Source organism: Sphingomonas sp. SKA58, from assembly GCF_000153545.1.
Classification (GTDB): Bacteria; Pseudomonadota; Alphaproteobacteria; order Sphingomonadales; family Sphingomonadaceae; genus Sphingobium; species Sphingobium soli.
This window is the reverse complement of record NZ_CH959307.1, coordinates 370,262-388,796: the sequence shown is the minus strand read 5'-3', so window position 1 is coordinate 388,796 and position 18,535 is coordinate 370,262. Positions and strand designations below refer to the sequence as shown.

General features: G+C 63.3%; 18 protein-coding genes. 15 read left to right on the top strand and 3 right to left on the bottom strand.

What is annotated here, in order from left to right; genetic code table 11:
- Positions 1 to 77: 77 nt before the first annotated feature.
- Both murJ and trpS read left to right on the top strand, forming a co-directional pair.
- Positions 78 to 1,652, top strand: a complete 1,575-nt coding sequence (gene murJ, locus SKA58_RS11160; RefSeq protein ID WP_009822539.1) for a murein biosynthesis integral membrane protein MurJ — start codon at positions 78 to 80, stop codon at positions 1,650 to 1,652.
- A 19-nt stretch (positions 1,653 to 1,671) separates the two neighbouring features.
- Positions 1,672 to 2,676: a tryptophan--tRNA ligase gene (trpS, locus tag SKA58_RS11155; RefSeq protein WP_009822538.1), complete on the top strand. Its 1,005-nt coding sequence runs from the start codon at positions 1,672 to 1,674 to the stop codon at positions 2,674 to 2,676.
- 22 nt (positions 2,677 to 2,698) lie between these two features.
- Here trpS and SKA58_RS19165 read toward each other — a convergent pair whose 3' ends face one another.
- Positions 2,699 to 3,289, bottom strand: a complete 591-nt coding sequence (locus SKA58_RS19165; RefSeq protein ID WP_083784890.1) for an energy transducer TonB — start codon at positions 3,287 to 3,289, stop codon at positions 2,699 to 2,701.
- 198 nt (positions 3,290 to 3,487) lie between these two features.
- Between SKA58_RS19165 and SKA58_RS11145 the strand changes: the two genes are divergently transcribed.
- The gene (locus SKA58_RS11145; protein ID WP_037543007.1) at positions 3,488 to 4,129 is read left to right on the top strand and encodes a DUF4136 domain-containing protein; all 642 of its coding nucleotides are present in this window, start codon (positions 3,488 to 3,490) and stop codon (positions 4,127 to 4,129) included.
- A 143-nt stretch (positions 4,130 to 4,272) separates the two neighbouring features.
- Here SKA58_RS11145 and SKA58_RS11140 read toward each other — a convergent pair whose 3' ends face one another.
- The gene (locus SKA58_RS11140) at positions 4,273 to 4,401 is read right to left on the bottom strand and encodes an entericidin A/B family lipoprotein (RefSeq protein ID WP_009822535.1); all 129 of its coding nucleotides are present in this window, start codon (positions 4,399 to 4,401) and stop codon (positions 4,273 to 4,275) included.
- 337 nt (positions 4,402 to 4,738) lie between these two features.
- A complete protein-coding gene (locus SKA58_RS11135) occupies positions 4,739 to 5,695 on the bottom strand; it encodes a cell wall hydrolase (RefSeq protein ID WP_037543464.1) in 957 nt (318 codons plus the stop codon).
- Positions 5,696 to 5,899: 204 nt separating this feature from the next.
- On the opposite strand from SKA58_RS11135, the gene SKA58_RS11130 reads away from it, so the two are divergent.
- The 12 genes from SKA58_RS11130 to SKA58_RS11075 form a co-directional block, all read left to right on the top strand.
- Positions 5,900 to 6,895, top strand: coding sequence for a cysteine synthase A (locus tag SKA58_RS11130; RefSeq protein ID WP_037543461.1), 996 nt, complete (start codon positions 5,900 to 5,902; stop codon positions 6,893 to 6,895).
- Between the two features lie 44 nt (positions 6,896 to 6,939).
- Positions 6,940 to 7,269 carry a hypothetical protein gene (locus SKA58_RS11125; RefSeq protein WP_050763043.1) on the top strand — a complete coding sequence of 110 codons (330 nt, stop codon included), beginning with the start codon at positions 6,940 to 6,942 and terminating at the stop codon, positions 7,267 to 7,269.
- A 73-nt stretch (positions 7,270 to 7,342) separates the two neighbouring features.
- Positions 7,343 to 8,512, top strand: coding sequence for a GldG family protein (locus tag SKA58_RS11120; protein WP_232209413.1), 1,170 nt, complete (start codon positions 7,343 to 7,345; stop codon positions 8,510 to 8,512).
- Between the two features lie 182 nt (positions 8,513 to 8,694).
- Complete coding sequence (locus SKA58_RS11115; RefSeq protein WP_009822528.1) at positions 8,695 to 9,192, top strand: division/cell wall cluster transcriptional repressor MraZ; 498 nt, start codon at positions 8,695 to 8,697, stop codon at positions 9,190 to 9,192.
- Positions 9,189 to 10,151, top strand: a complete 963-nt coding sequence (gene rsmH, locus SKA58_RS11110; protein ID WP_037543003.1) for a 16S rRNA (cytosine(1402)-N(4))-methyltransferase RsmH — start codon at positions 9,189 to 9,191, stop codon at positions 10,149 to 10,151. Before SKA58_RS11115 ends, rsmH begins: the two co-directional genes overlap by 4 nt.
- Positions 10,148 to 10,798 (top strand): hypothetical protein, encoded by a 651-nt coding sequence (locus tag SKA58_RS11105; protein ID WP_009822526.1) that lies wholly within the window; start codon positions 10,148 to 10,150, stop codon positions 10,796 to 10,798. The genes rsmH and SKA58_RS11105 overlap by 4 nt, the downstream gene beginning before the upstream one ends.
- On the top strand, positions 10,798 to 12,501 hold the full coding sequence (locus SKA58_RS11100) for a peptidoglycan D,D-transpeptidase FtsI family protein (RefSeq protein WP_009822525.1): 1,704 nt from the start codon (positions 10,798 to 10,800) through the stop codon (positions 12,499 to 12,501). Before SKA58_RS11105 ends, SKA58_RS11100 begins: the two co-directional genes overlap by 1 nt.
- The gene (locus tag SKA58_RS11095) at positions 12,501 to 13,955 is read left to right on the top strand and encodes a UDP-N-acetylmuramoyl-L-alanyl-D-glutamate--2,6-diaminopimelate ligase (protein WP_009822524.1); all 1,455 of its coding nucleotides are present in this window, start codon (positions 12,501 to 12,503) and stop codon (positions 13,953 to 13,955) included. The genes SKA58_RS11100 and SKA58_RS11095 overlap by 1 nt, the downstream gene beginning before the upstream one ends.
- Positions 13,952 to 15,343 carry a UDP-N-acetylmuramoyl-tripeptide--D-alanyl-D-alanine ligase gene (locus tag SKA58_RS11090; RefSeq protein ID WP_009822523.1) on the top strand — a complete coding sequence of 464 codons (1,392 nt, stop codon included), beginning with the start codon at positions 13,952 to 13,954 and terminating at the stop codon, positions 15,341 to 15,343. The genes SKA58_RS11095 and SKA58_RS11090 overlap by 4 nt, the downstream gene beginning before the upstream one ends.
- Entirely contained in the window at positions 15,343 to 16,416 is a 1,074-nt protein-coding gene (mraY, locus tag SKA58_RS11085) for a phospho-N-acetylmuramoyl-pentapeptide-transferase (protein ID WP_009822522.1), read from the top strand. Before SKA58_RS11090 ends, mraY begins: the two co-directional genes overlap by 1 nt.
- 4 nt (positions 16,417 to 16,420) lie before the next feature.
- Positions 16,421 to 17,752 carry a UDP-N-acetylmuramoyl-L-alanine--D-glutamate ligase gene (gene murD, locus SKA58_RS11080; RefSeq protein ID WP_009822521.1) on the top strand — a complete coding sequence of 444 codons (1,332 nt, stop codon included), beginning with the start codon at positions 16,421 to 16,423 and terminating at the stop codon, positions 17,750 to 17,752.
- Between the two features lie 38 nt (positions 17,753 to 17,790).
- Positions 17,791 to 18,535: FtsW/RodA/SpoVE family cell cycle protein (locus SKA58_RS11075; RefSeq protein ID WP_198005960.1), on the top strand; the 745-nt coding region annotated here is incomplete at its 3' end.

Here is an 18,535-nt window from a genome sequence, read left to right as displayed (position 1 = left end):
TGCAGTCCTGCCCCTGTCTGCCGCAGGCGGGGATGGGCGGGCGAAGGGGGCTTTCCGGCGGGACGGGGCGGCATGATATGAGGCTTGTCCGCGCTCTGGGATCGGTTGGCGGGCTGACGCTCGCCAGCCGGGTGCTCGCGTTGGTGCGCGATTCGCTGGCGGCGCGCTATGTCGGCGCTGGTTTCGCGTCCGATGCTTTCAATGGCGTCGCCTTTCGCCTGCCCAACATGTTTCGCGCGCTCTTTGCCGAAGGGGCTTTTTCGGCGGCCTTCATCCCGCTCTTCAACAAGAAGACCGCGGGGGAGGGGGGGCTCCCGGCGGGCTATGATTTTGCCGAGCGTGCGCTGGCCATCCTGCTGCCGGTGCTCATCCTCTTCACTCTGGTCCTGATAGCGGCGGCATGGCCGATCACATGGGCGCTGTCAGGCGGTTTTGCGCGGCAGAATCCGACTCCGGACCAGTTCGCCTATGCCGTGGCGCTGTCGCGGATCACCATTCCCTATCTGGCGCTGATATCGCTCGCTTCCCTGCTGGGCGGCATCCTCAATTCGCTCGACAAATTCTGGGTCAACGCGGCCGCGCCGATCCTCCTCAATCTCGCGATGATCGTCGGCTTATGGTTCTTCCACGGTGCCGATGAATATGAAACCGCGCGTGTGCAGGCCATCGCCGTCACGATCGGCGGTGCGCTGCAATTGCTGTGGCTAGTCCTTGCCTGCCGCCGGGCTGGCGTGAGGATCCGGCTCAGGCGTCCGCGTTTCGATGGGGATGTGCGCGAATTGTTGCGCCGGGTCATCCCTGCGGCTGCGGGCGCGGGCGCATCGCAGATCAATCTGCTCATTTCCACCGCCTTGTCGGGTTGGCTGCTCGCCTCCGGATCGATCACCTATATCTATTATGCTGATCGGCTGAACCAACTGCCTTTGGGCCTGATCGGCATCGGCCTTGGCACTATCCTGCTGCCCACCATTTCACGCATGCTCTCGAACGGGCAGGACGCGCAGGCGATGGAGACACAGAATCGCGGCATCGAGCTGGCTCTGTTCCTGACCCTCCCCGCCACTGTCGCCTTCCTGGTCGTGGCGGAACCGATCGTGCGCGGCCTGTTTCAATATGGCCGCTTCACCGCCGAAGATGCGATGCGGTGCGGATGGGCGCTGTCGGCCTTCTCGATCGGCCTGCCGAGCTATGTGCTGGTGAAGGTGCTGACGCCCGGCTATTATGCGCGCGGCGACACAAAGACGCCGGTGCGTTATGCCATGCTGTCGATCCTTATCAACATCGCGGGCAATCTGGCGATGATCCCGACGCTGGGCCATATCGGTCCGCCGCTCGCCACCGCGCTGTCCTCGACCGTCAATGTCGCCATGCTTTACACCACGCTGGTCAAGCGCGGGCATTTCGCCGCGGACGCAGGCTTGCGCCGCCGTATCCCGCGCCTTGCCCTGGCCGCGCTGATTATGGGCGCGGCGCTGTGGGCGGGGGAGGACCTGCTCGACCCATGGCTGACCGGCACGATGTTCCAACGGTACCTCGCACTGGCGCTGCTGGTTGGCGCGGGCGTGGCGCTTTACGGGCTGGCGTCCTTCGTTACAGGGGCCTATCGGCTGTCCGATATCAAGGCGCTGATGCGCCGTAAAAACGCAAACTGAAGACAAGAACGGATCAACAATGCGCGTCCTTTCCGGCATCCAGCCCACCGGCAATCTGCATCTTGGCAATTACCTTGGCGCGATCCGCAACTGGGTGCGGATGCAGGATGAGATGGACAGTGAGAGCCAGTGCTTCTTTTTCCTGGCCGACATGCATTCCATCACCGTCCATGAAGGACGCGAGGCGCGCATCCGCAATGTTCGCGACATGGCCGCCGCCCTGGTTGCGGCGGGCATCGATCCGGATCGGTCCGTCCTGTTCAACCAGGCGCGCGTGCCGGCCCATGCGGAGCTGTGCTGGTTGCTGAACGGCACTGCTCGGATCGGCTGGCTGAACCGCATGACCCAGTTCAAGGACAAGGTCGGCAAGGATCGCGAGGGTGCCTCGATCGGCCTGTTCGTCTATCCCGTGCTCCAGGCGGCCGATATCCTGCTCTACAATGCGACCCATGTCCCGGTGGGCGAGGACCAGAAACAGCATCTGGAACTGGCGCGCGACATCGCGACCAAGTTCAATACCGATTTCGGCATCGACCTTTTCACCATGCCCGCGCCGATCATCCCCAAGGAATCGGCGCGGATCATGTCGCTGCGCGATGGCAGCGCGAAAATGTCCAAGTCCGACCCGTCTGACATGAGCCGGATCAACCTGACCGACGACGACGATGCCATCATGCAGAAGGTGAAGAAGGCAAAGACCGATCCCGAACCGCTTCCTGAAACCGCCGAGGGGCTGACTGGCCGGCCAGAGGCCAATAATTTGGTCGGCATATTCGCGACGCTGACCGGCAGGACGCCCGATACTGTCTGCGCCGACTTTGCCGGCAAGGGGTTTGGCGCCTTCAAGCCCGCGCTGGGCGAAGTGCTGGTGGAAACGCTGCGCCCCATCCGCGAGCGGTTTCTGGCTCTGCGCACCGACGACGCTGCGCTTGATGCGATCCTGGACAAGGGCGCGGCGCGGGCAGCCGCGGCGGCCGAGCCAACCCTGCGCGCGGCCTATGACGCAATGGGGCTGATGCGCTGAGAAGATTAGGAAGAGGCGGCCTTCAGTCGCCTTCTTCGACCCTCTCCAATTTCGTTGTGATGCGCATTTTCTGCCGGATAGGATTGCCTGATGCGTCCTTCTGAATCGGAAAACGCTTACCCATTATTGGCAGGCAACTTGACTGGTCGGGCGCTATATTTCCGTCGATCATCGTGCGGCAGTCGGACGGGCTTCCGTCCGGATTGATTGTGAACGTCGTCTCCGTGATGCTGGGAGATGAGAATAGAGCTGAGGCGTCGGGCAAACGCCAGTTAATCCGTGCTGTGAAGGTGCCGCTGACGGCGCTTCCGCTGGCATCCTTGGCCGGACTGAAGCGAGCCCGCTCCATCGCCTTCGCACAGGCCGTTTCATCCAATATGGCCGCGCCGCTGCTGGATGTTGTCGTGCAAGTCGTGGGTATGCCGTCGCGATCGATGTCCAGTCGAAAGCTTGTGGACCCCTCGATTTCCTGCCGCATTGCCTCCATCGGATAATCGTTGCTGGTCACCCAGGTCCCAGGGTTTCCAACGGGGGTTGCCGGCTGTGCTGCCTCGGAGGCGCTGGCTGAGAACGGAATGGCAAGCGAAGCGCATATGCAGAAAAAACGAACCATCGGTCATCCTTGCCGCAAGCTCCGGATATTTGCCAGTGCGATGACGGGTTTACGCCCCCCTTGCCGTCCAAAGCTATGAGAACATGGTTTGCGCCCATTCGGTCTCTTCAAGCGTTCAAACGATGTTCAGTTGCCTTTTGCTAGTGCAGGGCGCAAGAATGAACCTAAGGCTTCATGCCTGTCACAGGACGCAGAAAAATGACCCGTATCAAGAAGTTCGGTCTGTTCGCGGCGCCCGCGCTGGCGCTGGTGGCGCTGTCGGGCTGCGCCACATCGTTCAAAGCCGATGTCGCCCGTTTCCAGCAATTGCCCGCGCCTGCTGGGCAGAGTTTCACGATTGTCGCTGATGATCCCAGACTCGCCGGTGGCCTGGAATTTGCACATTATGCCGACCTGGTCGGGCAGCGAATGGCGCAAACCGGCTATGTGCGCGCTAATGACCCCGCGAGCGCCGATCTCATCGTCCGCGTCGCTTATGATGTCGACAATGGTCGGGAAAAGGTGCGATCGACGGGCTTTGGCGATCCCTTTTACGGTGGATGGGGCTGGCGTGGCCGCTGGGGCCGTCCTTGGGGCTATGGCTTCTATGACCCATGGCTGTTCGGACCGCGCGGCTATACCGACGTGTCGAGTTACACAGTCTATACCAGCGATCTAAAGCTCAAGATTGATCGCGCGGCCGATAATCGCCGCCTGTTCGAAGGAACAGCTAGTGCACAGTCGCTTTCGAATAAGCTGACCTATCTTGTGCCCAATCTGATCGATGCGATGTTCACCAATTTTCCCGGGCAGAATGGTGAGAATGTGAAGATCACATTGCCGCCCGAGGGACGGGGCTGACCCATCGCTCACAACTAAAAAAACCCGGCATTCCCAAGGGAGCGCCGGGTTTTTTGTGTTTGCGCATGCCGTGAAAAAAAAGGGGGCCCGCCGTCTGCCCGGCGAGCCCATGCTAGGGAGGGGGCAATCAGGTTGCGAAGACTTTAATCAGCAGCATCTTCCACGGCCTTACCGGCGCTCTGCACGTCGCGGCCTGCGCCTTCGACGGTGTTGCACGCAGCGACCATTAGCGAACCGGTGAGCAGCAAGGCGGTAATGATTTTCTTCGCCATCGAAAAATCTCCTCAAAAAACGGTTGCCGCCTGATCGTTCAGGGCGGCGACGATGGGAAAAACCCGTAGTCCGAAAATCCGTTCCGGGAGCCAAACAATAAAGATTTCAGGCGGAACGACGGCTCAGAAAAGTAGAGCCCGGAACGCGTCGGGGGGAGAAACGTTCCGGGCTCATATTTTGTGGATAGCAAGAGCGGGGGGCAAAAGATTTGCTATCCGGAATACAGAACCATCAAAAATGCCATTCGGTTCCCGCGCTTTATCGCGGCAGGCAATTTTTATTTCCGCGACAATTCAAGCGGCTGAATGGTGGCTTGAGCCTTAACCTTAAAAAAGATCAGATAAGCGGGCGGCCGCTGTTGCGATATTCAGGCCTGACGGTCGATTGCGGCAACCCATCGTTGGCTGACGTGGCGCTCTGCGCCGCATGCGGCAGCCAGGACGGCGTGTCGGGAGGCGCGACGGCGCCTGTTGCCAAGGGCACAGATATCCCCTGCATCTCGGCATCCGTGACCGGCTTTGCAGGCCAACTCGTGCGCGCCGGGCCAGATATCAGTTCGCGACCGGTATAAGGGACATTGAAGGCTGCGACCGTGCCGTTGAATCCGGGATTGCGATAGAAAATATGCGCGCCCACGACCGCGACCGCCTGCAAGGATGCCGACCAATCCGGTCGCACCGCCAGCGTATGATAATGGGTGGCAAGGCCCACAGGCGCGTAAACCGCGCCGGCGAGCGCCTCCTGCGCGATGCGGCGCGCGCGGGCCCAGGCAATCGGAACCGGCGCCCGCATCATGGACCCATCGCAACTGAAGGTGAACTGGCACTTGGCGTCGACGCGCTCGGACCCTTGATAGACGACGCCGCACACGCTGTCGGGCCACAAACGGCTGCGCACGCGGTTCAATACCACCTGCGCTACGGCACGCTGGCCCTCCTCGGGTTCGTTGCCCGCCTCATAATAAATCGCGTTGGTGAGGCAATTGGCTGCCCGATATCCATCCACAGCCGTAAGACCGCGAAAGACGGCGGCCGGGGCCGCCTTGACCGCATCGAGGCCCAGCACGTGCTTGCTTTGCACGATCTCGACCCCGGGTACCGGATCGAACGCGCCCTCGGCGTAGAAAAAGGCGGAGCCGGGGAAATTGTCGCCAGGCTGTTCGGCGGGGTCGACCGGCGCGGCGCTACCTTCCAGCAAATCGAGCGGCGCGGCCGTGATCAGGTGCGGGGCGACCAGCGCGCATAGCGCCAGTAGGGCCATGCCGCCCTTCGCCTTTCTGCCCACTGCCCGCATGTTGTTCATTCCTCAACGCGCGTTTGATGCCGCGACGACGCGCCCATACGCGAAATCGCCGCGCTTGGCTTCCACCATTTTGGCGCGTGCCGTAATGAGACGGGGCGCGATGGAGACGTTAACAGCGCGGCAAAACCCGACCTTTGTCGCGCGCATCATTCGCTTGCTTGGCAAAGTCGCGCAGGCTCCGCTATGCGTGGCGCCATGCTGCTTTCCCCCAACAGTCTCGCGCTGATCGGCAACACGCCGCTCGTGCGCCTTGCCGGCCCTTCTGAAGAAACGGGCTGCGATATTTTCGCCAAATGCGAATTTGCCAATCCGGGCGCCTCGGTCAAGGACCGGGCGGCGCTGTTCATCGTCAATGATGCCGAGGAAAAAGGGCTGCTGAAACCCGGCGGCACGATCGTCGAGGGGACGGCGGGCAACACCGGCATCGGCCTTGCGCTCGTGGCGAATGCGAAAGGCTACAAAACGATCATCGTCATGCCTGAAACGCAGAGCCGGGAGAAGATGGACACGCTGCGCGCATTGGGCGCGGACCTGGTGACGGTGCCGGCCGCGCCCTATTCGAACCCTGGCCATTTCGTCCACACCTCGCGCCGGATCGCGGAAGAGACCAACAATGCGATATGGGCGAACCAGTTCGATAATATCGCCAATCGCAAGGCGCATATCGTTGGAACCGCCGAAGAAATCTGGGCGCAGATGGACGGCCGGGTCGACGGCTTCACTTGCGCGGCGGGCACGGGCGGCACGATTGCTGGCGTTGGCCTCGGGTTGAAGGCGCGGGATGAGACTATCACCATCGCGCTCAGCGACCCCCATGGTGCGGCACTATATAATTATTATGCCCATGGTGAGCTAAAGGCGGAAGGGTCGTCGGTCGCCGAAGGCATCGGACAAGGGCGCATCACCGCCAATCTGGATGGTGCGCCGATCGACACGCAATTTCGCATCTCGGATGAGGACGGGCTCTATTGGGTCCGACGCTTGCTCAGCGAGGAAGGCCTGTGTCTGGGCTTGTCATCCGGCATTAACGTGGCCGGCGCTGTGGCCCTGGCAAGGGAATTGGGGCCGGGAAAGCGCGTCGTCACCATATTGTGCGACACCGGCTTCCGCTATCTGTCGACGCTTTATAACCGCCAGTGGCTGGAATCGAAGGGCTTGACGGTCTTCCCCTGGCTCGCGCACACTGCATGATCGCCGACACGGGTCGCGGCGATGACGGGAACAAGAGTGCGAACATGGCCGATACGCCCCGCCGCCAGGAAGGGTTGCAGCGTGTCCAGATCGGACTGACCGGCCTGGCAGGCGTCGTGCTGCTTGTCGGACTGGCCAACATCGTCATCGAAAAGGCGCGGGTCGACGATGCTGCCCTGGCGCCGCCCACCGTGCCGACGCTGGAAACCAACGCTGTCGCCCCCAAGGAGCCGCTTGCCGAACTGGGGGTCCAGCCTGCTGCGGAGCAGGCTCCGATCGTTCCGGACCTCCAGCCCGATCCCAATCTGAAAAAGCCAATGGATCAGGATCCTGCGCAGCCGCTCAATTCGGACTCCGACGGTCAGCCCAACTGATCCCATGCCCGGCGGCGGCGCAGGTCGTGCCATGGCGAGGGCGAAGGCGTTTCTTGGGCTATGGCTGCCTGCTATGGCCGTCCTGTTGGCAGGATTGTGGCGCGCATGGCAGACCGGGCAAGCCGATCCGTGGGACTGGAGCATTGCTGTCGCCGGATTGATGGCGCTGATCGGCTTTCTGTTGGCGAATCGCACTATCGTCATGCTGATCTGGATCGCGCTTGGCGTCGTCGCGCCTGTGCTCGTCTTTTGTGCGATGGCCTCAGGACAGCTGCGGCTGTTGCCGAGCTTGGGTCTGGCGCTCACGGCGCTGTTGCCCCTCGTCGCTGCCGCCTGGTTGCGCCACCCGCCCATATTGCGAGGGCGCATGGCGGCCATGGGGATGATCGTTGCTGCAGCGGCAATTCTCTATTTCGGCCCCGCATCATCCCTGGCCGCTGCCGATGCCCGTCCAAAGCTTGCCGTGCTTACAGGGTTGCCTCTGTTCTGGGACGAAATGGGCCCGGCTGGGACAGGCCCCCGCGATGCGCCCATCATCACTGTCCTTCGTACGCGCTTTACGGTTCTGCCGCTGGATGATCCGCGCGACTTGCCCGGGACGGGCGCACGGCGTCTTTTGATCGCGCAGCCGCGCGCGCTTGCGCCTGAGCAGCTTGTCGCCATCGATACATGGGTGCGGGCCGGCGGCACGGCTCTGGTTCTTGCCGATCCCCTGCTTCGCTGGCCGTCCGACCTGGCGCTGGGGGATCGCCGCCGGGCACCAACTTCAAGCTTGCTTCAGCCCTTGCTGACCCATTGGGGCGTTGCGCCAGACCGGTTTGAATCGCGGGAAGTTCGCCAATTCCTGGCCGATGGCCGGCTTCTTACGCTCTCGGGCGCATGGCTGTCGCATGGCCGGACGATGACGGCGCGGACGATTGGGCGCGGGACATTGTTATTGATAGGAGATGCCGACCTGATCGACGATCGGCTCTGGCTTGCCGACCCGGCGCAACCGCTCAATCCGCGGTCATGGATCGCCGATACGCCGGCAGCTTTGCTCCTTTGGCTCGGCGCTGCCGCTCCGGCGCCGCGGCCATGGATGCGCACGCCTGCAGATGTGATGCTCGCGCTGCGATGGGCGATTCTGGTTGGGACGGGCTGGGCGATGGTGGGTGGGGCATTGCTCTGGGCTCGATTTACGGATAGAGATGAAGAACAAAAGGTGAAAACTAGCAAAGGAACGCGAGGAAAATCAATCTGACCCACTTTTGACCAGCTTTTCCCATCACCTCCCGACTTTTCCCTTTTCAGTCGGCTCTATGCTTGGTAGGAAAACCAGCATTGGGGTTCGTCAGGCTTTGTGCAGTCCTATGTGTCGGATTGTCGGTTCGCGATTCCGGCAAAGGGCGGCCTGCGTCCCGGTGAAAAGGGGCCATTTTCAGGGTGTCGGACGTCATTCTCTATTCGGGCAACGCGTTCAGCGTCGCGGACGGCAAAGGCCGTTTCGTGCTGCCCCTGGAGATGCGCAAGCTGGTGGCCCAGGCCAGCGGCGGCCAGAATCGTCTGTGCCTGTCCGTTCATTTCGACAATGGCTGTGCAACCGGCTTTGGCCTGTCCCACAAGCAGTTCCTGTTCGATGAGGTCGAGAAGCTGGAGCGTCAGGCCTATGAGGCTGGCCGCGATTTCAATGCCGATTTGGAGCGCGAAAACCGACTCGGCACGATCGAGGACGTGAATTTCGACGATGGCGGCCGATTCTTCCTGCACCCCGATATCAAGGAAGAGGCCGGCATCACGGACGCGGTGTTTTTCTACGGCGTGGGTCGCTATTTCCAGATCTGGAAGCCTGAAGCCCTTGTCGAAAGTCCCGATCGTCCGGCGCTGATCCGCAACAAGGTCCGCCGGTGGCTGGACCAGCGCGCAGCCGGAGGCGGCAAGTGAGCGCCGTGCCTCATATCCCCGTGCTGCTCGACGAGGTGTTGGACGCCTTGGCGATTGCGCCGGGTGAAATTCATGTCGACGGCACCTTCGGCGCGGGTGGCTATAGCAGCGCCATGGCCCAGGCCGGCGCGCGCGTCTTCGCCTTCGATCGCGATCCCGACGCGATCCGCGAGGGGCGGGCTGTGGCCGACGCGCATGGCATTACCCTCATTCCCGGCGAATTTTCGCGCATGGCGCAATTGCTGACGGAGCGCGATGTCGATCGAGTAGCGGGCGTCACGCTCGACATTGGCGTATCCTCCATGCAGCTTGATCGGCCCGAGCGCGGTTTTTCGTTTCAGTCCGATGGCCCGCTGGACATGACGATGAGCCAGGGCGGCATGAGCGCTGCCGATTTCCTCAACTCCGCCCCGGAGGAGGATATCGCGGACGTCATCTATCGTTATGGCGAAGAACCTCGGTCGCGGCGCGTTGCGCGCGCTATCGTGGATGCACGTCCGCTGGAGCGCACCGCGCAACTGGCGGCGGTCGTTCGCAAGGCGCTGGGATACAAGCCGCATGACAAAAAGGACCCGGCCACCCGCACGTTCCAGGCGATCCGCATCCATGTGAATCGCGAACTTGAAGAGTTGGAGCGCGGGCTCGAGGCGGCCGAAGCGCTGCTGGAAGAGGGCGGGCGCCTTGCCATCGTGACCTTCCACAGTCTTGAGGACCGCATCGTCAAGCAGTTCCTGCGCAATCGCAGCGGCGGTGAGGGCGGGGGCTCGCGGCATCTGCCTGAACGCACGGCCGGGCCGCAGCCTACCTTCGCCAGGCCCGCCAAGGCAGTGCGCGCCGGCGACGCAGAATTGGCGCGCAACCCCCGCGCCCGCTCTGCCACCCTGCGCAGCGCGGTTCGCACCGCAGCACCGTCGCGGCTTTCGCTTGCCCCCTCGTTGCCCCGGAGTAGCCGTGCATGATCGCCGTCAAGAGATTGCAAAGCTTGATCTGGGTGATCCTCGTCGCGCTGGGCGCCCTGGGCGCCTATATGGTTTCTCTCAAGGTCGCGACCGAGCGGAACGAGTTGATGCGCGTGCGATCGCAGATCGCCGCGACGAAGGCCGATATTCGCTATCTGGAAACGGAATTCAGCGCGCGCGCCTCCATGCGTCAGCTGGAAAGCTGGAACCAGCATGACTTCCTCTACGCGACGCCGACCGCGCAGCAATATCTGGAGGGCGAGCGGGCACTGGCGCAGCTTGACGGCGTGCAGCCCAACGGGCCGGACTATGTCGCCCCGCCCGTGATGGTGGCGATGGTCGAAACGCCCGCCGATCTTCCCTCCGCGCCGCAAAAGGCGCCGGAAAGTCCGGCGGCGACCCAAATTCGCAGCGACATTGCGATCATTCGCGAAGCCCACGCCGCCGATAATGTGGACAAGCTGCCCAAGCCTGCGCCCAAGCCACCAGTCGTTCAGGCCAGTGCGGACGCTGATGTGTCGAAGCCCAATCCGATCGCGCGCAAGGCGGAGCGGATGGCGATGCTCGACGCAAAGTTGCTGGACGACAGCACATTGGGCGATCTGACCGCGCGGGCTGACCGCGAAAAACGCAAGGGCGCGCGCTGATGGCCACGATCATCGTCCAGCCCGGTGGTCCGCGCGCCGGGCGGCAGAGGGTCAACCTCACCGCCATGGCGCACAACCGGTTGATGCTCCTGCTCATCCTGTTTCTTGCCATCACAGCGATTCTAATCGGCCGGCTCTTTTGGGTCGGCGTTTTTGCGCATGGGACGGGCGGCGATGGGCCGCTGGGACCCTTCGTTCCCGCGCGCGCCGATATCGTCGATCGCAATGGCGTGCCGCTGGCGCGCACTATGGACGCCTATTCCGTATCGGTGCGCCCATCGAAGCTGATCGGCGAACCCGCCGAACTCGCCCGCAAATTACACGAAATCTTTCCCGACGAAGCCGAGGCGACCTTTTACAAGAAGCTGACCGGCAAGGGCTGGGCCTATCTGCGTCGCCGTGCTCTTCCCGAGCAGGTGGCGGCGGTCAACGCGCTGGGCGAGATCGGGATCGAATTTCCGCGCGAGAAGGAACGTCTTTATCCGCAGCGCACGCTGGCTGCCCACGTCCTGGGTTTTGCCCCCAACAGCAAAGGTGTGGGCGGCATGGGTGCGGAGGCTGCCTTCAACGACCGGTTGATCGACCCTGCGCTGCGGGGCAAGCCCTTTGCCCTTTCCATCGACAGCCGGGTTCAGGGCGCGCTCGAAAGCGAGCTTTACACCCAATTGGTGCAGACCCGCGCCAAGGGAGCGGGGGGAATCATCCTGGACGTCAATACCGGCGAAGTCATCGCGATGGCGTCGATCCCGGTCTTCGATCCCAACAAGCTTCAGAATTATGCCGGCAAGCGCTGTTCGGAATCGCCGCTCTGCAACCATATGGTGCAGGCGCGCTACGAACTGGGTTCTGCATTCAAGCCGCTTTCCATCGCCGCCGCTATGGACGCAGGCGTCGTTACGTCGATGAGCAAGCGCTATGACGCGACCGCGCCGCTCGCCGTTGCCGGGTTCCGGATCAAGGATGACCATTCGCTTGGCCGCTGGATCAACGTGCCTGAAATCCTGGTGCATAGTTCGAACATCGGCACCGCGCGGATCGCGGATGAGATGGGTGCGGAGCCACTTCAGAAACTGTTCCGCAGCCTCGACTTCGATCAGCGCGCGCCGATCGAATTCAACGAACGCGCAGGTGGGCTCTGGCCTTCCAGCTGGGGCCGCATCACGAGCATGACGGTGTCCTACGGCCACGGTATCGCCGTGACGCCGCTCCATCTCGCCACCGCCTATGCAGCGCTGGTCAATGGCGGCATGTGGCGCCCCGCCACCGTGCGCAAGCTGCGCCCGCAGGATGTGCCGCAGGGCCGCCGCGTCTTTTCCGCCGCCACCAGCGCCCGGATGCGGCAACTGTTGCGGATGATCGTGTCAGCAGGTACGGGGCGAAGCGCCGACGCCAAGGGATTCCGGGTGGGCGGCAAGACGGGTTCGGCCGAAAAGCCCCAGGAAGGCCGTTATAACAAGACTTCGCTGGTGACGACTTTCGCTTCTGCTTTCCCGATGGACAATCCCCGTTATGTCGTCGTCGCCATCATGGATGAGGCGACGGGCCAGTTCGGCCTGCGCACCGCCGCCTGGACCGCCGCGCCCGTGGTAAAGCGGGTGATCGAGCGAACGGGGCCAATGCTGGGAATCATGCCGGACGAGCGGCGCGACGTCGATATTTCCGATCTGATGCCGCTGCTGCACGGCGAGAAGGAGAAAGAATAATGCGCCTCGGGTCGCTAATCGAGGAGCTGGATGCCGAGGTCGCCAAAGCGGTAAGCGCCGCTGGCGGCCTCGACACGTCCGTCACGGGTTTTGCCATCGACAATCGCAAGGTCGCGCCGGGCACCGTTTTCGGTGCCTTTCAGGGTCTACGCGTCAACGGCGAAGACTATATTACCGAAGCGGTGCGGGCCGGTGCCATTGCTATCGTTGCCCGTCCTGAAGCCCAAGTGGATGGAGCGATCCACATCGCCGCCGCCAATCCGCGCCAGCTTTTCGCGCAGCTTGCCGCGCGTTTCTTTGCGCCGTTCCCCGATGTGACGGTCGCCGTCACCGGCACCAACGGGAAGACCAGCACGGTCGAACTCGCCCGCCAGATCTGGCGCATGCTCGGCCATAATGCAGCCTCGATCGGGACGTTGGGCGTCACCACCTCGGTCGATCAGGTGTCGACCGGCCTCACCACGCCCGATATCGTCACCTTCCTCGCCAATATGGCAGGCTTGCGCCGCGAAGGCGTTACCCATGCCGCGTTCGAGGCGTCGAGCCATGGTCTCGACCAGTATCGCACCGAAGGGCTGCCGGTTGTGGCCGGCGCCTTCACCAATCTGTCGCGCGACCATCTTGATTATCATGGCGATATGGACAGCTATTTCGACGCCAAGATGCGGCTGTTCGACGAAGTCGTCGCGCCGGACGGTAGTGCTGTCATCTGGGCGGACGACAGCTGGTCGGAAAAGGCGATCGCGCGGGCTACGAAGCGGGGGCTTCGTGTGCTGAGCGTCGGGGTGCAGGGGCGGGCTTTGCAGCTTGCCAACCGCACTCCGACCCAGTTGGGCCAGACACTGGAGATCGAGGCGGAGGGAACACGCTACAAGGTGAATCTTCCGCTGATTGGCGCTTATCAGGCCGCCAATGCCCTGACCGCCGCGGGTCTCGTCATCGCGACGGGCGGCGATGCCGCCCGGGTTATGGAATTGCTTGGCCGGGTGCAGCCCGTGCGCGGCCGGCTGGAACGCGCCGTCATCAGCCAGACGGGCGCCCCTGTCTATGTCGACTATGCGCACACGCCCGATGGCCTGCGCGCTGCGATCGAAGCGCTGCGTCCGCATACAAAAGGCCGGCTCATCACCCTGTTCGGCGCGGGCGGTGATCGCGATGCGGGCAAGCGGCCGCAAATGGGCAAGGTCGCGGCGGACCTGTCCGATCATGTGATCGTGACCGACGACAATCCCCGGTCCGAAGAACCCAGCGCCATTCGCGCCGCCGTGCTAGCGGGCGCACCCGACGCGCAGGAAATTGGCGGCCGACGTGACGCCATCGCCGCCGCCATCGCGCAGGCGGGCGCAGACGACATCGTCCTGCTAGCCGGCAAGGGCCATGAGCAGGGCCAGATTATCGGCGACCGCGTCCTGCCGTTCGATGACGTCACCGTCGCGCGGGAGTGTGCGGGGTGAGCGACCTTTGGACCTCTGCTGAAATTGCTGAAGCCACAGGCGGCGCCGCGTCGGCGCCGTTCGCCGTTTCTGGTGTCGCATTCGACAGCCGCGAGGTAACGCAGGGCGACCTGTTCGTCGCGATGAAGGGGGAGGCGACCGACGGCCATCGCTTCGTCGATCAGGCGTTCGCACAGGGAGCGGCCGGCGCGATCGTCAGCGACGCCGTCGATCATCCCCATATTCGCGTGGCCGACAGCGCGGCCGCGCTCCAGGCGCTGGGCATCGCGTCGCGCCGGCGCATGGGCGGCAAGGTCATCGGCGTCACCGGATCGGTCGGCAAGACCGGCACGAAGGAGGCGCTGTATCTGGCGCTGGATCGCGCCGCGCCGGGGCAGGCCCATCGGTCGGTAAAAAGCTACAACAACCATGTCGGCGTGCCGCTCAGCCTGGCGCGTATGCCACGCGACAGCGCCTATGGCATTTTCGAAATGGGCATGAACCACGCAGGCGAATTGTCCGCCCTGACGCACCAGGTGCGCCCCCATGCCGCGATCGTCACGGCGATCGCGCCTGCCCATATCGAATTTTTCGGGACCGAGGCGAAGATTGCTGAGGCCAAGGCGGAGATTTTCGAGGGGCTGGAGCCGGGCGCCGCCGCGATCATTCCCTATGACAGCCCGCATGTCGCGACGCTCTATAACAAGGCGGAGCGCCACGCGGCGCGGATCCTGACCTTTGGCATGAGCCCGCAGGCCGATGTGCATGCCCTTGAGACCGTGCCTGCGCCCAATGGCGGCACGCTGGTGACGGCGCGCCTGCCCGACGCGGAATTATGCTTCACCGTCGCAGCGCCGGGCGATCATTGGGTGTCCAATGCGCTTGCCGTGCTGGCGGCGGTCGAGGCGGTGGGCGGCGATCTGGCGGCGGCCGGCCTCGCGCTTGCCGAGATGCCGGGGCTGCCGGGCCGGGGGGAACGTCGCATCCTGCCGGTCGCGGGTGGCGAAGCCTTGCTGATCGACGAAAGCTATAACGCCAATCCGCTTTCCATGGCCGCGACATTGAAGCAGCTTGGCCGTGAACATGCCGACCGCCGGATCGCGGTGCTGGGTGGCATGCGCGAACTGGGCAGCGCGAGCGCTGATCTTCATGCCGGGCTGGCCAAGCCTCTGGCCGATGGCGCAATCGATTTCGCGGTGCTGGTTGGCGCGGAAATGGCGCCGCTGGCCGACGCACTCGAAGGCACCATGGCCTATGCGCATGTGCCCGACGCCGCGAGCGCAATCCCCCTCATCAAGAAAGAAATGCGCGCGGGCGACGCGATATTGGTCAAAGGGTCCAATGGCATCGGGCTGTCGCGCCTGGTCGCCGCCCTGGGTCAGGCCGCCCGCGACGGAGAAACGAACTGATGCTGTATTGGCTGGCCCAGACCCTAGATTTTGCGGGCGTGTTCAACCTCATCCGCTATCTCTCCTTCCGTGCGGGCGCGGCGATTGCGACCGCGCTTGTCATCGGACTGGTGATCGGCCCCAAATTCATCGGCTGGCTGCGCGTCCGCCAGGGCAAGGGGCAGCCGATCCGCGACGACGGGCCGCAGACGCACCTCGCCAAGCGGGGGACGCCGACCATGGGCGGCCTCATGATCCTGACCTCCATGGTGGCGTCTGTGCTGCTGTGGATGGATCTGTCGTCCATCTATGTCTGGGCCTGCCTGTTCGTGACGCTGGGTTTTGGCGCGATCGGTTTTCTGGACGATTATGACAAGGTGACGAAGGCCAGCCACAAGGGGCTGTCGGGCAAGATGCGCCTGATCTTCGAATTTCTGATCGCGGGTGTCGCGGCCTGGATGATCGTCAACCAGCACGGCAATACCGCGCTCTATGTGCCTTTCTACAATGGCCCCGCGATCGAGCTTGGTCCTTTCTATTTCTGCTTTGCCGCCTTCGTCATTGTGGCGTTCGGCAATGCGGTGAACCTGACCGATGGCCTGGATGGCCTGGCGACGATGCCGGTCATCATCGCGTGCCTGGCCTTCCTGTTGATCGTCTATCTGGTCGGCCGCGCGGACTTCGCCGAATATCTGGGCATCCCCCATGTTCCGGGTGCGGGCAACCTTACCATCCTGTGCGGCGCGATCATCGGCGCGGGCCTCGCTTTCCTCTGGTTCAACGCGCCACCGGCCGCCGTTTTCATGGGCGACACCGGCAGCCTGGCGCTGGGCGGCACGATCGGCGTGATCGCTGTCACCGCACACCATGAAATCGTGCTCGGCATCATCGGCGGATTGTTCGTCGTGGAAGCGCTTAGCGTCATCATCCAGGTCTTCTTCTACAAGCGCACCGGCAAGCGCATTTTTCGCATGGCGCCGATCCACCATCATTTCGAGCAACTGGGCTGGGCAGAGCCGACCGTCGTGATCCGCTTCTGGATCATCGCCTTCGTGCTGGCGCTCGCCGGCCTCGCCACGCTGAAGCTGCGGTAAGCGCATGATCGTATCCAGCGCCTTTGCAGGGAAAACCTACGCGGTCCTTGGCCTCGCCCGTTCAGGTCTCGCCACGGTCGAAACGCTGGTGGCAAGCGGCGCGCGGGTCGTCGCATGGGACAGCCGGGAGGAAGCGCGTAGCCAAGTCGCTGGCAAGGCGGAGCTTGGCGATCCCATGGAGATCGACCTTGCCGGCTTCGACGGTATCGTCGTGTCGCCGGGCGTGCCGCTCAATCGCCATCCCATCAACATGCGCGCGAAGCTGGCTGGCGTACCGATCATCGGTGACATCGAACTGTTCGCGCTCGCCCGTCCGACCCTGCCACCGCATAAGGTCGTCGGCATCACCGGCACCAATGGCAAGTCCACCACCACGGCGCTGATCCATCATATCATCGAACAGGCGGGCTATCCCACGGTGATGGGCGGCAATATCGGCCTCCCGATTCTCTCCCAGCCGCCTCTGGAGCCGAACCTCAAAGGCGCTGGCGTCTATGTGCTGGAACTGTCCAGCTACCAGATCGACCTGACCCACAGCCTCGATTGCGACGTCGCGGTGCTGCTCAACATCACGCCCGATCATCTGGACCGTTATGACGGGTTCGAGGGCTATGTGGCGTCGAAAGCGCGGCTGTTTGCGATGCAATCGGCCGGGCACAAGGCGGTGATCGCGACCGAGGATGAGCCGAGCCGGTCTGTATCGACCCAAATCTGCGACACCAAGGGAAGTGGAGAGGATGTGGTGGAGGTAGCATCGACCCAGGTCGATACCACCGAGCAGCTTGCATGGCCCGCACTCCAAGGGCCGCACAATGCGCAAAATGTCGCCGTCGCAATGGTAACGGCCGCCGTATTGGACATCGATCCCGTCACGACCAAAGCCGCCCTCGCCAGCTATGCCTCACTCCCCCACCGGATGCAGACCGTCCGCACCCTTAACGGCGTCCTCTACGTCAATGACAGCAAGGCGACCAACGCCGCGTCCACCGCGCCCGCGCTCGCCGCCTGGCCCGCCAAGGACGGCAAGCCGCGCATCCACTGGATATTAGGCGGTGTCGCCAAGTCCGAAAATCTGGACGAATGCGCGCCCCATTTCGGCAATGTCGCCCACGCCTACACCATCGGCGAAGCGGGGCATATGTTCGCCGATCTGCTGCGCCCGCATATGGCGGTGGACGACAGCGAAATGCTAAGCGCCGCCGTCCGCCGCGCGGCGCGCATCGCGCAGCCGGGCGACGTCGTACTGTTGTCGCCGGCCTGCGCCAGTTTCGACCAGTTTCGCGATTTCGAGGCACGTGGCGATGCCTTTGCCGCAGCGGTCGCGGCGCTGGAATAGGGAAAGACCCAGGGGCGATGAGCAAGAGGGGAACAGGGATGTCGAAGGCCGGTGAACTGGTGAAGGGTTTCCGCACCCGCACGGTTCCGCGCGAGCGCACCGCGCTCGCCATCTGGTTCTGGGAAATCGACCGCGTTCTCCTGTCGCTGATCGTCGCGCTGATGGCGATCGGGCTGGTGGCGGTCGCCGCCGCGTCCCCTGTGGCGGCGATCGACCGATCGACCGCAGACATCGCCGTCAATCCACTCATCTATTTCTATCGCCAGCTGATGTGGGTGATGATCGGCCTGCCGATCATGCTGATCATCTCCATGCTGCCCCGGCTGCAGGCGCGGCGGCTGGCCATCTTCCTGTGCGCTTTCTTCTTCTTGATGCTGCTGTTCGTGCCCCTATTGGGTTCTACCGTGAACGGAGCGCGGCGCTGGATAGACCTGCCCGGTTTCCGGTTCCAGCCTTCGGAATTCCTGAAGCCCGCTTATGTCGTCACGCTCGCCTGGCTGCTGTCGCTGCGCACGAAGGAGCAGAACCTCCCCGTCATCCAGCTGACCGGCGCCCTGACCCTGCTGATTTCGGCAGTGCTGATGCGCCAGCCCGACTTCGGGCAGACTGTGATCTTCATGGCCTGCTGGGGCGCGCTGCTGTTGCTATCTGGCCTGGAGATGCGCTGGATCGCGATGCTGGGCGGCGCGGGCCTCGCGGGCTTGGTCGCCGTCTACATGTTCTATGAAAATGGCCGCCAACGTATCAACGATTTCCTGGGCATCGGCGTTCAGATGGACGCGG

What these genes read in the sequence shown, in the direction of transcription:
- murJ (WP_009822539.1), top strand. Translation starts at nt 78, where the DNA reads ATGAGGCTTGTCCGCGCTCTGGGATCGGTTGGCGGGCTGACGCTCGCC.
- trpS (WP_009822538.1), top strand. Translation starts at nt 1,672, where the DNA reads ATGCGCGTCCTTTCCGGCATCCAGCCCACCGGCAATCTGCATCTTGGC.
- SKA58_RS19165 (WP_083784890.1), bottom strand. Translation starts at nt 3,289, where the DNA reads ATGGTTCGTTTTTTCTGCATATGCGCTTCGCTTGCCATTCCGTTCTCA.
- SKA58_RS11145 (WP_037543007.1), top strand. Translation starts at nt 3,488, where the DNA reads ATGACCCGTATCAAGAAGTTCGGTCTGTTCGCGGCGCCCGCGCTGGCG.
- SKA58_RS11140 (WP_009822535.1), bottom strand. Translation starts at nt 4,401, where the DNA reads ATGGCGAAGAAAATCATTACCGCCTTGCTGCTCACCGGTTCGCTAATG.
- SKA58_RS11135 (WP_037543464.1), bottom strand. Translation starts at nt 5,695, where the DNA reads ATGCGGGCAGTGGGCAGAAAGGCGAAGGGCGGCATGGCCCTACTGGCG.
- SKA58_RS11130 (WP_037543461.1), top strand. Translation starts at nt 5,900, where the DNA reads ATGCTGCTTTCCCCCAACAGTCTCGCGCTGATCGGCAACACGCCGCTC.
- SKA58_RS11125 (WP_050763043.1), top strand. Translation starts at nt 6,940, where the DNA reads ATGGCCGATACGCCCCGCCGCCAGGAAGGGTTGCAGCGTGTCCAGATC.
- SKA58_RS11120 (WP_232209413.1), top strand. Translation starts at nt 7,343, where the DNA reads ATGGCCGTCCTGTTGGCAGGATTGTGGCGCGCATGGCAGACCGGGCAA.
- SKA58_RS11105 (WP_009822526.1), top strand. Translation starts at nt 10,148, where the DNA reads ATGATCGCCGTCAAGAGATTGCAAAGCTTGATCTGGGTGATCCTCGTC.
- SKA58_RS11100 (WP_009822525.1), top strand. Translation starts at nt 10,798, where the DNA reads ATGGCCACGATCATCGTCCAGCCCGGTGGTCCGCGCGCCGGGCGGCAG.
- SKA58_RS11095 (WP_009822524.1), top strand. Translation starts at nt 12,501, where the DNA reads ATGCGCCTCGGGTCGCTAATCGAGGAGCTGGATGCCGAGGTCGCCAAA.
- mraY (WP_009822522.1), top strand. Translation starts at nt 15,343, where the DNA reads ATGCTGTATTGGCTGGCCCAGACCCTAGATTTTGCGGGCGTGTTCAAC.
- murD (WP_009822521.1), top strand. Translation starts at nt 16,421, where the DNA reads ATGATCGTATCCAGCGCCTTTGCAGGGAAAACCTACGCGGTCCTTGGC.